This is a genomic window from Parahaemophilus parainfluenzae (assembly GCF_001053575.1).
Taxonomy (GTDB): Bacteria; Pseudomonadota; Gammaproteobacteria; order Enterobacterales; family Pasteurellaceae; genus Haemophilus_D; species Haemophilus_D parainfluenzae_S.
Genome location: NZ_JVSL01000011.1, coordinates 155460 through 168001, shown reverse-complemented (window position 1 = coordinate 168001; position 12542 = coordinate 155460). Strand labels below are relative to the sequence as shown.

Here is a 12542-nt window from a genome sequence, read left to right as displayed (position 1 = left end):
GGGTTATGAGCCCGACGAGCTACCAAGCTGCTCCACCCCGCGTCCGAAATATGCGATGTATTATAGTGATCTAAATCAAAAGATCAAGCGATTTCTGCTAATTTTCTTGAAAACTTAAGATTTTTTGACCGCCCTTTGCTTTATCTAAAGTGAGAGTTAGAATCCAAAGCCAGTGCCAAGACCTACTCCAACGCCCACACCATTACTGCCGCCGCCAGCACCTACACCAACAGAACAAGCACTCACTAAAGCACTTAATACAGCCACTAAAAATAATTTTTTCATAGATTTTCCTTTGTTAAATGTTCAAATAACCGATAAACGGCCAATAAGTCCGTTCGTGCAATCGGTTTGAACGGAAGTAAAAGATAATAAAGCCAACGAAATCTTCTCACATAAGACAACATATCAGTCCAATAAGTTGTCGGGCAATGAGATTTATAATAATCAAATAATTCATCAAGCTTTTCACACGACATAAACTGTCTAAAAATGCCAGCATATCACGTGTAATCAACCAGTGCTCATTATGGCTTTTTGAATGTGATTCAAAGTCCATAAAACTAATCTTGCCTTCTTTCCATGCGATATCTCGTATGGCTGGTCGACCATGAATAATGCCTTGTTGATGAAGACTAATCAATATCTCCATCGCTGAATGCAAAATATGTGATTTTTCTGCCCAAGACAATTTTTCATCATTCAGCCAGATGTTTAATGTTGGCCCCGCATCTTCCAATACTAAATAATCATCTCCGAAATCACATAATTTAGGTACTGGTGCACCAATATTATTCAGGTGCTGAAGAATCTCACATTCTTCTTTAAAATGTTGCTTTGGATGCGGTTTTAATAATAACCATATCCCTTTTAATTGCTCGGGTTGTTTTAACCAATAATGTTTCCCTAAATATTCAAATTGGAAAACACGTTCCCCACGGTGTTTTTCAAGAAGCTTCTGCACATGCTCTTTAAATGACGAAGTCATAATCTCTACTTAAATTTTTATTGTATAGTGAAAAGATAAGCGATACATTCTACAAAATTTTTATTCTTTTTCAATCAAGGAGAAAATATGCATTTTTTGAAAAAAGTACTCACCATACTGACATTAGGTTTCTTCACACTATCTGTACAAGCTTCCCCTTTTAGCATCAGCGAACAACAAATTAACCAGTATTTAAGTGAAAAAGGCACGATTAATGACAAACTCGGTATTCCAGGATTGTTTTCTGTGGATTATGCGCTGAAAGATTTAGTGACTCAAATCGGGCAAACTGAAAGTAATCGTGTTGAAATGAGTGGTTTGGCTGATACGCTTATTCGTTTATCTGGTAAAACCTACCCAGCTAAGTTGCATTTAACCTTTGATGCGATTCCTGAATATAACGCAGAAGAGGGGGCACTTTATTTAAAAAATCTGCGGATTTTACGCTGGTCTGGTGAACCTAATAGTGTGATGGATCAACTCCAAGATGTTATGCCGCTATTAAGCGATGGTGTGGCAGCACTATTAAGTCGGATGCCAGTTTATACCTTGGATGAAAGTGACATGAAACAAATGCTGATTAAGAAATTCGCCAAAGAAATTAAAGTTGAGAAAGGTCGATTAGAATTAATTGGTGGAATGTTTTAACAATAAGGGCGTATTAAACGCCCTTTTTTATAACGCAATGATAGCTCGCAAACCTTGAATTTGCCCGTTATCTTCAATATTTTCTAATCGGAAACGATAGTGATGCAATTCTGCTATTCTTGCCACAATAGACAATCCAAGCCCACTCCCTTTTTCATTTTGTCCTGCAGGACGATAAAAACGCTGCCCTAATTTTGCTAATTCTTCTGGCGCAACACCACCGCCATTATCTTCAATAAGAATTTTACGCGGCTGTAAAATCACACGAACCTGAGTGCCTTGCGGACAATATTTTATGGCATTATCCAATAAGTTTCGTAGCATTTGTGTAAGTAATAATGGCTGCCCTTGCTTAACGGCAGGATCTCCCTGATGCTCAAACTGTAATTCGATTTGGCGTTGTTGTGCACTAAAATATAAATCACCAATAAGCGAAGTGATAATTTCCGACCAATGAATATCAGCAAGGTTATCTAATTCTTTGAGATTCTCTAAGCGGGAAAGCGTAAGAAGCTGTTCTATTAATTGAGTTGCCCGATCGATACCTTGGGTTAAATGCGCTAAGGCCATTTCACGCGTTTGTGCATCATCGCCAGCTAACTGTGCGACTTCTGTTTGAATACGTAATGCCGCTAATGGACTACGTAATTCATGTGCTGCATCAGAAACAAAGCGGCGCTCCCGTTCCAACTGCTCACTAGTACGTGTGAAAAATTGATTTAAGTTTTGGACTAACGGTAGAATCTCTGTTGGCACATCATCAGTTTCTAATAACGATACATCACCTGGTCGGCGAGCTTGTACGTTTCGACTCAATCGATTAATTGGTTTTAATGCACGATAAATTACAATAAACGCGACCAATAAGAGTACTGGTAATCCGGCAAACCAAATTCCTGTTTGGCTGAAAACCATTTTATTGACTAACTCTTCACGATATTCTAACTCTTGACCTACGGCGATCACCAATTCACCATTGCCAACAGGTTGCCAATAAATCAGCCATTCATCGTCATCATCTAAAATATGCGCTTTACTAAATCCGGTTTTATTTTGGAAAATAAATTTGTCGCCATTATCACCATCGGTTAATAATCTTTCACCTTTGTTAGAAAATATGGCAAAGGCCAATGCATCATTATCATAATGACGTTTCTGTGGTTTAAATCCACCACGCGGAAAGTTAGCATTTTTATCCAATAAGACATTTTTCAAATCAGAGGTTGCCAAACGCTCGGCAAAAAGCACCTGCTGAGCATTAAACACATCTTTTACTTCTTTTTTGACGACCGTCCAGGCAACAGCCGTAGCAATACACCACACGCAAAGTGCGGTCACACTCAAACCGATTAAGAGACGAAAACTCAGTCGTTTATTTTTCATTAACTTGTCCTAAAGCATAGCCTACGCCATGTACCGTACGAATAAATTGCTTACCTAATTTTTGACGTAAATTATAAATGTGTACATCCAATGCACCGCTACTTAATTCTTCATCCCAATTTGACAGTTTTTCTTCAATGGTCGCACGTGAAAGCACTCGTTCTTTATTCAGCATAAAAAGCTCGAGTAATTTATATTCACGTCCGGTTAATGTAATTTCATCCTCATTCAACCAAGCCTTACGCTGTGCAGGATCGAGTTTGACATTGCCATGCTCAATTTGTGGTTTGACTTGCCCATAACGACGACGAATTAATGCTTGTAATCTCACCACCACTTCAGCCAAAGCAAAAGGTTTGCAAAGATAATCATCGGCACCTTGTTGAATGCCTTTAATCCGTTCATCCAATGTATCACGTGCAGTTAAGATCAATACAGGCACATCTTGATTATTTGAGCGCCATTGTTTTAATACATCCAAACCATCCAGTTTAGGCAGGGTTAAATCCAATACCACCGCATCATAAGGTGCACCAATTAAGGCATTTAATCCACTTTGCCCATCAGTAAACCAATCTACAATAAAACCTGATTTCGTTAAACCAATTTGCAGACCATTGCCGATGAGAGGATCGTCTTCTACTAATAAAACTCGCATAATATTGACCGCACTTTTACCTTTCTCAAAACAAAAAATGGCGGGCTTTTGCCCACCACTTCAAATTATATGAATTATTGCGCTTTTTCAACGCTAATGACTTCAAGCTCTGGTTTTTCAAACATTTCATTGTCTAGTTTACCGTAAACGCGGATTTTATCCTGAGGTCCCACATTTAAGCCATTCCAAACGCGGTTTTTAATTTCCAATTTGATTTGGTCTGTACCATCGGTAAAAATATATTCATCACCATCAATTTGTTGAGTGATGTTACCGACTAAGGTAATCATAGAATTATCTTTCGCAGATAATGCTTGTTTAACAGTCAGTTGTTGACCTTGGTTACTACCTTGGAAGCCACCTTGTGCAGTGTTACCATTAAAACCAGCAAATGCTGCTGAAGTAGATAAAGCTAAAAGGGTTGCTAAAGCTAATTTTTTCATCATGTTCTCCTAAATAAAATTAAGCATAAATAGTCATGTTTCAAAGCGAAGGATTATCCTCATTGCTGCCTTGTTGATGCTTATTAAACACAACAAATCTTAATGAAATCTTAAGCAACCTTAAGATTTTTAAATTTTTTTAAAATCACCAACAAAATCGCTCATTTACCAAGTTATCTTGGCGTTCTTTTTCCCATTTCGCTTTATTTTCAGGATTAGCAAAATAGCGGTCTTGCTCAACTAGGCGCGCATCAAGTTTTGCCTCTGCTTCTTTTAATGCCTGTTTTCTATCTGGATGTTTGCTTGGTAATTGAGGTAAAAATACAGTCTGATATGGGTGATTTTTCGCCCAGTCAATCGCATCTTGCGCCGCTTTGTGTTGCTTGTTCAAATCACAGAACGCATATGGATTAACATGCTGTCCCACTAATTGCCCAAATGCCGTGTTATTCGATACCGTCAATTTATCTAAATCCAACACATATAACGCGGTGATTAAACGGTTTTGTCCACGATAAAACCATTTTACTGCTTCATCTCGCAGGCCAAAATCATAAGCACGAGCAGAAAGTGCAAACATTGTCATCGGAGAAACAAAATCCACTTTTTTCTCAATAATATTGACCGCACTTTCAAAATCTTTTTGTGTATTTTTCAGTAATAACGCATCAATATCTTTGTTCACATTAATCTGTTCGAGTCGACCATCTCTGGCATCGTAATAAGGCTTTACATACATATCAATATGCTTAACCGGCTCTTTTGAAATGGTGCTACAAGCCGTTAATAAAAGTTCGGTTGAAATTAACGTTAATTTTAGAAAGGTTTGCATGTTCTTCCCTTATGATGAATATTAGCTCGCTATATTACAACAAAAGAGCCGTGAGTTTTACTTCTCTTTCTTCTATAATGAGCAAAATTTTGTTTTATTTTGTTTCATGAAAATCCATCTTATTCAGCGCCAAATCACCTTAGATTTCGATAACCAAACTTCCCTGCTTAATTTTTTAGAACAACATCAAATTCACCATGAATATCAATGTCGTTCGGGCTATTGTGGTTCTTGTCGCGTGAAGATCAAAAAAGGCAAGGTATCTTACGTCGAGACGCCCCTTGCCTTTATTCAACCCGATGAGATTCTACTGTGTTGTTGTCGGGTGGAAAGTGATTTGGAAATAGAACTATAAGATGTAAATTTTACATAGCTAAAAATTTTTACTAATTGTAATAGTATGTTTTCAAAAGCTCTCACGCTCTTGTTTCCTATTTTGTTTTCTCACCTACAATGAAATATCCACAAAAGTAGGTAATAAATAAAGCCCCCCATATTCTTAAAGAAAGAATCAAGTAATCTTTATTGGTAAACAATTCAAATTGATCTATTTCACCAGTAGAAAAGAATCTGTCTATAAAGACTATTAATTGCAATCCAATTAACATGAAAAATGAGTTTCTGAATGCAACTATTATATATTTCATTATTTTCCTTTCTTTCGTTTCTTCTTTTGGGCTCTAGCTTTTTTAACATCATCTTTTTTATCATCTCCATAAATGAGAGGTGAGTAATAAGAAATTAGAAGAGCCGAAAAAAATAAAAAAGCCCCCCACACCACAAAATAATGAAAAAATTTTTCTGTACTAAATTCAATTTTCCCACTAAGTAAAAGAGTCAAATAAATCATGATAGTGGACAAAATAGAAGCAATAGCTATTCTAATAATTTTATTTATTGTCATTATTCATCTCTATTTTAATTTATCTGATGTACCAAGCTTAGGGGGAAGGGATACTTCCATGCACAAATAAAAACATAACGATCTACACAAAATGAATAGATCGTTATTTGATGGGCTAATTTTAAAATTAAGTCTACTCTATAAATTATTCAAATCCAACACGTCTGTCATATCAAACAATCCGTGAGATTGTTTTTCTAACCATTCACCTGCACGTACTGCACCATTTGCAAAGGTCATACGACTTGATGCTTTGTGGGCAATTTCAACGCGCTCACCGATATCTGCAAACCATACACTATGCTCACCCACGACATCAGAGGCACGAATGGTAGAGAAACCAATTTCATCACGTTTGCGTTCGCCTGTAATGCCTTCACGACAAAATACGCCATGCGTTTTCAAATCACGACCAAGGGTTTTCGCAATATGTTCGCCCATAGAAAGTGCGGTGCCAGATGGTGCATCTACTTTGTGGCGGTGGTGCGCTTCAATGATTTCGATATCGCAATAATCGCCCATCACTTTGGCAGCTTTTTCTAATAGTTTAAATACCAGATTCACCCCTACGCTAAAGTTTGAGGCAAATACAATGGCAATTTTTTCTGATGCAGCTTGAATTGCGGCTTTACCTGCATCATCAAAACCTGTAGTACCAATTACCATCTTTTTGTTATTAGCAACACAAAATGCGATATGCTCAAGTGTGCCTTCCGGGCGAGTGAAATCAATCAGCAAATCAAAGTTGTCTTTTTCTGCATTTAAATCATCTGATACTTTGATACCTAATGCACCAATACCTGCTAGCTCACCAGCATCTGCGCCAACTAAAGAGGAACCTTTACGTTCAAAAGCAGCACCTAATTCCGCCCCTTCTGCATTATGTACGGCTTGAATTAATTGACGCCCCATTCTTCCGCCTGCGCCGGCGATCGCAATTTTTAATGTCATATTTTGTCCTTTTTAATCAAATTAAAGCGTGTTGAACGCCACTATAAATTAAATAGATTCCGAAGAAAATAAAAATCAGCCCTGCTGCATTATCAATATAGCGACTATATTGGCTATAAAACTGTTTTGCAACAGAACGTGAGAAAAACACCGAAATAATGTAGAAATATAAAAAAGTTTCTACGGTAATCACAGCAAGTGCGGTCAAAATTTGTGATGTTTCGGTAATATTCACTAAAACCAATGACATCACACTGCTGAAATAAATCACAACTTTAGCATTAGATAAATTGACCAATAAGCCTTTCATAATGCTCGTTAAGATTGATTGATTTGGCACATTTGCATTCTGCTTTTCATCAAAAACCGCATTGGTTTTTACTTTTGCCATTTTAATGCCGAGATAAACTAAATACGAACCACCAAGTATCATCACAATGCCTTGAATAATTGGCATAGTGGAAAAAATAATGGCAAGTCCTAAAACGGCAGCCGTAGCCCACATTAATACACCAATGGTAATCCCAATTACGCCACCAATAGCTTCTCGACGAGAGCTCATGGCAGAAATTCGGCTAACATAGAAAAAATCAGGGCCAGGCGAAAGTAAACCAACAAGATGAATAATCATCAAATTTAGCATGGCAAGCCTACGATACGTAATATAGCAATCACAATAACAGCATAGACTGCGGCTAAAACATCATCCACCATAATCCCAAAACCGCTTTCCAGTTTTTGGTCAAAATAACGGATGGGATAAGGTTTTAAAATATCGAAGAAACGAAACAATACAAAGGCAACGACAATCCAAGGCAAGGATAAAGTTGGAATCGCGGCTAACACGATAAATACCCCAACAAATTCATCCCAAACAATGGAGCCATGATCATGAACGCCCATATCATCAGCCGTTTTTTGACATAAATAACAGCCAAGTGCAAAGCAAAGTGCGGTCAAAATTAAGAAGATTTTTAGTCCAAGACAAGCTAATAATGCCGAACCTAAAACCGTTCCGGCTAAACTTCCCCATGTACCAGGTGCGGGACGAATGAGTCCTGAACCGAAACCTAATGCAAGTAAATGAACTGGTTTTTTTAAGCTAACTCTATCAAGAGGTGAACTATTCATTATTTATCCTTAAAATGATCGAAACCAGAGGGCGCTTGATAATTGATAATACGTCCATCTTTAAAAAAAGTAATCGGATTGTTATTTTGCGGAACGATTTTCCCGATACAAGTACAAGGTACATTTAATAATTGAGACAACTTTTCAATTTCGGCCTTTTTATTTGCAGGAACCGTAAAGCAAAGCTCATAATCTTCCCCGCCACTTAATGCAAACGCTTCTGCCTTTTCTAAGCGATATGTTTTTTTGAGTGGTGTGGATAAAGGCAAGGTAGATAATTCAATCTCTGCTGAACATTGGCTTCTCGTTAAAATATGTCCTAAATCAGCAACAAGACCATCTGAAATATCAATGCATGAATGCGCGACATCCACTAAGGCTTGACCTAATTCAACCCGTGGCGTTGGTTGAAAATGGCGTTTTACTAAAAATTCAGTATCAAAATCGACCGCACTTTTACCTTGTAAGATCAAATTTAAACCCGCCGCGCTATCACCTAACGAGCCCGATACATAAATTAAATCTCCAACCTTTGCGTTATGTCGGAATAAAGCCTTTCCTTTTGGTACAAAACCTTGTGCCGTAATGGTTACAGAAAGTGGGCCTTTTGTTGTATCACCACCAATTAATGTTACATCATATTGATTTAATGTATCAAACAGACTTTGGCTAAATTGGCTCAACCAGTTTTCATCAACGTCAGGTAATGTGAGTGCAAGAGAAATCCAAGCGGGTTTAGCGCCCATAGCAGCTAAATCACTTAGATTTGTCGCGATAGCTTTATAAGCTAAATCTTGGGGAGAAATGGAAGATAAAAAATGCGTGCCCTCGACCATTGTATCGGTGGTAATAGCAAGCTGATAGCCTTCTGGAATATGAGTGATCGCACAATCATCCCCAATACTGAAATCAACAAAGTGTTGATTGCCTTTTTGTATTGAGAAATATCGCCCTATAAGATCAAATTCACCCGTACTCATTTTATCTGCGCACCAAAAAACAAAGGGCAGACATTTGTCTACCCTACATTTGAATAATTATTTGCGACCTAATGCAGGAGCGACTTTATCCAATACACCGTTAATGTATTTATGGCTTTCATCTGCACCAAACACTTTCGCCACTTCAATTGCCTCGTTAATCGCCACTTTATACGGCACATCTGGCTCGAATTGAAGTTCATAAACCGCTAAACGTAAAATCGCTTTTTCAATCGGATCTAATTCATCTAATGCGCGATCTAAATAATGGCTCATTGAAAAATCAACGGCTTCTACATTCGCAACGGTTTGACGGAAAAGGCGGCTAAAATAAGGTTTATCCACACCTTTTAAATCTTGATCCACAACGAACGTGAGTTCCACTTGTTCTGGTGCGTTACCAGAGAGCGCCCAAGAATATAATGCTTGGACTGCACATTCTCTCGCTCTACGACGTGGCGATACTTTTTTTACAGGTTCTTTTTTATCTGTCATTGGAATTATGCCGCATCAATTTGTTGTAAAAGATTCACCATTTCAAGTGCAGTTAATGCTGCTTCTGCACCTTTGTTGCCTGCTTTGGTGCCCGCACGTTCGATAGCTTGTTCAATGTTTTCAGTCGTTAAAACACCAAATGCCACTGGAATTTCAGCTTGCATTGCGACTTGACCTAAACCGCTGCTTGCTTCACCCGCTACATATTCAAAATGAGCTGTTCCTCCACGGATTACAGTACCTAATGCGACGATTGCATCAAACTTTTTGCTTTCAGCTAAACGACGTGCTACTAATGGAAGTTCATACGCACCTGGTGCACGAACGATAGTAATATTCTCATCTTTCACTTGGCCGATGCGTTTTAATGCATCTACCGCACCTTCTAATAAACTTTCATTAATAAAACTGTTAAAACGAGCAATCACTACTGCGATTTTAGCATTTGGCGCCGCTACCGCACCTTCTAAAACTCTCATACTTTTTCCTAATCTGAATGAACAATAAATTTGACGGTGGATTTTAGCATAAAAAGAAACCCTGTGGAAATAATCCGACAGGGTTTTCTATGAGTGGAAAAGAACTTACTTCTCAAGTTTTAACGGTTCAATTTTCCAGATATTTTTCGCATATTCAAGAATTGTACGATCTGAGGAGAAGAAGCCCATGTTCACCATATTTTGAATGGTACTTGCTATCCATACATCACGATCTTGATATTTTTTATCTACTGCTTTTTGCGCTTCCACATAACTGCGGAAATCAGCAAAAGATTGATAATAATCGTGGTATTGTAAACCTTGAATGAGAGAGTGATAACGGTTCGGTTCTTCCGGCGAGAAATCACCACGAATAATTTGATCAATGACTTCGCGTAATTGCTCGTCATTTTGATAATAATCAAACGGACGATAACCTTCGCGACGTAATGCTTCCACTTGTTCAACCGTATTACCAAAGATAAAGATGTGGTCTTCACCAACATTATCTAAAATCTCAACGTTCGCACCATCCAGCGTACCCAATGTTAAGGCACCATTTAAGGCAAACTTCATGTTACTGGTACCTGATGCTTCTGTTCCTGCAAGAGAGATTTGCTCAGAAATATCTGCCGCTGGAATGATTAATTGTGCAAGACTTACGCTGTAGTTCGGAATAAAGACAACTTTTAAACGACCTTTTAAGCGTTCATCATTATTGATAACATTCGCGACATCGTTAATCAAACGAATGGTTTGTTTTGCTGCATAGTAAGCTGAAGCAGCTTTACCCGCTAGAATGAACACACGTGGCTGCCAATCTTTTTCTGGATGAGCAAGCATTTCGTTATAACGTGCAATAATGTGTAACACATTAAGCATTTGACGTTTGTATTCGTGAATACGTTTTACTTGTACGTCAAATAAAGCATGTGGATCTAAATCGATATCAAGTGTTTTCTTCACATATTGTGCTAATTTCACTTTGTTATCGTATTTAATATCCGCAACTGCACGCTTAAATTCACCTTTATCTGCAAAGGCTTTAAGTTTTTCAATTTGGCTTAAATCGCAACGCCATTCAGAACCAATATACTGATCAAATAAAGCCGCTAATTTCGGGTTTGCTACTGCAAGCCAACGACGTGGTGTAATACCGTTTGTCACATTGGTGAAACGTTCTGGATAGATACGAGCAAAATCAGCAAAGGTTGAAGAAACCATAAGATCTGAGTGAATTGCTGCTACACCGTTTACTTTATGCGAACCAACAACAGACAACCAGCCCATGCGAACTTTACGTTGATGTCCTTCCTCGATAAGTGATACACGACGGATAAATTCCATATCGGTGGTAACATAAGTTTTCACATACTCAAGGAAATGATCATTGATTTCAAAAATCATTTGTAAGTGGCGAGGTAAGATTTTCGCCATCATTTCTACCGGCCAGGTTTCTAATGCTTCTGACATTAACGTATGGCAAGTATAAGAGAAAATTCGACGAGTCACATCCCAAGCGTGTTGCCATGAGTAACCATGTAAATCGATTAAAATACGCATCAACTCAGGAATGGCTAATGCCGGGTGGGTATCATTCAAGTGAATCGCTACTTTATCAGCAAGATTATCCAATGTACCATGGGTTCTTAAATGGCGACGTAGAATATCTTGCAAAGATGCAGATACCAAGAAGTACTCTTGACGTAAACGTAACTCACGACCATTCCAGGTAGAATCATCTGGATAAAGTACACGAGAAAGGTTTTGGTTAGCTGAACGCGTTGCCACCGCCGCTAAATGATCACCACGGTTAAACTCCGCTAAATCGAACACCTCACCACCATGAGCAGACCATAAACGTAATGTGGATGCTGAATTATTTTTATAGCCAGGAATCATTTGGTCGTATGCAAGTGCGGTCACTTTTTCAGCCGGATTCCAGATACATTTTTTATCTTCAAAATAAATATGACCACCAAAATCAATACTGAAACGTTTTGATGGACGCATAAATTCCCAAGGTGCACCTTTTTCCAACCAATCATCTGGACGTTCAACCTGTTGACCATTTTCAATTTTTTGGCGGAACATACCGTATTCATAACGAATACCATAACCCATCGCAGGAATGGCTAATGTTGCCAATGAATCCATAAAGCAAGCAGCAAGGCGACCTAACCCCCCATTACCTAAACCAGGATCCACTTCTTTTTCAATAATCTCTTCCAAATCAACATTTAATTCAGCCAGGGCTTTTTCTGCCACGTCATAAACACCTTCTGCGATCATAGCATTAGAAAGTGTACGGCCGATTAAGAATTCCATAGAAAGGTAATAAACACGACGGGTTTCTTCTGCACGAGATTGACGAGCGGTGGTAATCCAGCCTTCAGTCACTAAATCACGTACCGCATGAAGGGTCGCATTTAGCCAATCGCGTTGACTCGCCTCTTTTGGTGAACGACCAATTAAGAAAATTAATTTATAAACAATTGCTTTTTTCACGCCTTCAACATCAAGACTTGGTCGATTGTAGAGAAATGGCGAATCAAAATTGTCCATGATCATAGAAAATAAAACCTCAATAAAAAAATCGCGCAAATTTTAAGCTTTTTTAGGAAAAAAACAACAAAAACCCCCTTCAAAG

At 38.3% G+C, this 12542-nt stretch carries 15 protein-coding genes and 1 pseudogene; 2 read left to right on the top strand and 14 right to left on the bottom strand.

Annotated elements, in window-relative coordinates:
- Positions 1 to 156 precede the first annotated feature (156 nt).
- The gene (locus AC979_RS10600) at positions 157 to 285 is read right to left on the bottom strand and encodes a hypothetical protein (protein ID WP_005696016.1); all 129 of its coding nucleotides are present in this window, start codon (positions 283 to 285) and stop codon (positions 157 to 159) included.
- Positions 282 to 988, bottom strand: a pseudogene (locus AC979_RS01450) (RIO1 family regulatory kinase/ATPase). The gene AC979_RS10600 and the pseudogene AC979_RS01450 overlap by 4 nt, the downstream one beginning before the upstream one ends.
- 87 nt (positions 989 to 1075) lie before the next feature.
- On the opposite strand from AC979_RS01450, the gene AC979_RS01445 reads away from it, so the two are divergent.
- On the top strand, positions 1076 to 1636 hold the full coding sequence (locus tag AC979_RS01445) for a DUF1439 domain-containing protein (RefSeq protein WP_049372569.1): 561 nt from the start codon (positions 1076 to 1078) through the stop codon (positions 1634 to 1636).
- A 27-nt stretch (positions 1637 to 1663) separates the two neighbouring features.
- Here AC979_RS01445 and qseC read toward each other — a convergent pair whose 3' ends face one another.
- The 4 genes from qseC to AC979_RS01425 all read right to left on the bottom strand — a co-directional run bounded on the left by qseC (position 1664) and on the right by AC979_RS01425 (position 4952).
- Entirely contained in the window at positions 1664 to 3019 is a 1356-nt protein-coding gene (gene qseC, locus AC979_RS01440; protein WP_049372568.1) for a quorum sensing histidine kinase QseC, read from the bottom strand.
- Positions 3009 to 3677 carry a response regulator gene (locus AC979_RS01435; protein WP_014065314.1) on the bottom strand — a complete coding sequence of 223 codons (669 nt, stop codon included), beginning with the start codon at positions 3675 to 3677 and terminating at the stop codon, positions 3009 to 3011. The genes qseC and AC979_RS01435 overlap by 11 nt, the downstream gene beginning before the upstream one ends.
- Positions 3678 to 3751: 74 nt before the next feature.
- Positions 3752 to 4120 (bottom strand): YgiW/YdeI family stress tolerance OB fold protein, encoded by a 369-nt coding sequence (locus tag AC979_RS01430; RefSeq protein ID WP_049366987.1) that lies wholly within the window; start codon positions 4118 to 4120, stop codon positions 3752 to 3754.
- 145 nt (positions 4121 to 4265) lie between these two features.
- On the bottom strand, positions 4266 to 4952 hold the full coding sequence (locus AC979_RS01425; protein ID WP_049372567.1) for a hypothetical protein: 687 nt from the start codon (positions 4950 to 4952) through the stop codon (positions 4266 to 4268).
- A 106-nt stretch (positions 4953 to 5058) separates the two neighbouring features.
- Here AC979_RS01425 and yfaE point away from each other — a divergent pair, with 106 nt between their 5' ends.
- Positions 5059 to 5307 carry a class I ribonucleotide reductase maintenance protein YfaE gene (gene yfaE / locus AC979_RS10110; RefSeq protein WP_065420554.1) on the top strand — a complete coding sequence of 83 codons (249 nt, stop codon included), beginning with the start codon at positions 5059 to 5061 and terminating at the stop codon, positions 5305 to 5307.
- Positions 5308 to 5598: 291 nt separating this feature from the next.
- On the opposite strand, the gene AC979_RS01415 is transcribed toward yfaE, so the two are convergent.
- The 8 genes from AC979_RS01415 to AC979_RS01380 form a co-directional block, all read right to left on the bottom strand.
- Complete coding sequence (locus AC979_RS01415; protein ID WP_049372565.1) at positions 5599 to 5856, bottom strand: hypothetical protein; 258 nt, start codon at positions 5854 to 5856, stop codon at positions 5599 to 5601.
- Positions 5857 to 5994: 138 nt separating this feature from the next.
- On the bottom strand, positions 5995 to 6807 hold the full coding sequence (dapB, locus tag AC979_RS01410; RefSeq protein WP_049372564.1) for a 4-hydroxy-tetrahydrodipicolinate reductase: 813 nt from the start codon (positions 6805 to 6807) through the stop codon (positions 5995 to 5997).
- A gap of 16 nt (positions 6808 to 6823) precedes the next feature.
- Positions 6824 to 7450, bottom strand: coding sequence for a LysE family transporter (locus AC979_RS01405; protein WP_049372563.1), 627 nt, complete (start codon positions 7448 to 7450; stop codon positions 6824 to 6826).
- Complete coding sequence (locus tag AC979_RS01400) at positions 7444 to 7941, bottom strand: phosphatidylglycerophosphatase A family protein (protein WP_148129966.1); 498 nt, start codon at positions 7939 to 7941, stop codon at positions 7444 to 7446. The genes AC979_RS01405 and AC979_RS01400 overlap by 7 nt, the downstream gene beginning before the upstream one ends.
- Entirely contained in the window at positions 7938 to 8918 is a 981-nt protein-coding gene (thiL, locus tag AC979_RS01395) for a thiamine-phosphate kinase (protein ID WP_049372561.1), read from the bottom strand. Before thiL ends, AC979_RS01400 begins: the two co-directional genes overlap by 4 nt.
- A 57-nt stretch (positions 8919 to 8975) precedes the next feature.
- On the bottom strand, positions 8976 to 9413 hold the full coding sequence (gene nusB, locus AC979_RS01390) for a transcription antitermination factor NusB (RefSeq protein ID WP_049372560.1): 438 nt from the start codon (positions 9411 to 9413) through the stop codon (positions 8976 to 8978).
- Positions 9414 to 9418: 5 nt separating this feature from the next.
- Positions 9419 to 9892: a 6,7-dimethyl-8-ribityllumazine synthase gene (ribE, locus tag AC979_RS01385; protein WP_049372559.1), complete on the bottom strand. Its 474-nt coding sequence runs from the start codon at positions 9890 to 9892 to the stop codon at positions 9419 to 9421.
- A 105-nt stretch (positions 9893 to 9997) separates the two neighbouring features.
- Positions 9998 to 12463, bottom strand: coding sequence for a glycogen/starch/alpha-glucan phosphorylase (locus AC979_RS01380; RefSeq protein WP_049372558.1), 2466 nt, complete (start codon positions 12461 to 12463; stop codon positions 9998 to 10000).
- Positions 12464 to 12542 lie beyond the last annotated feature (79 nt).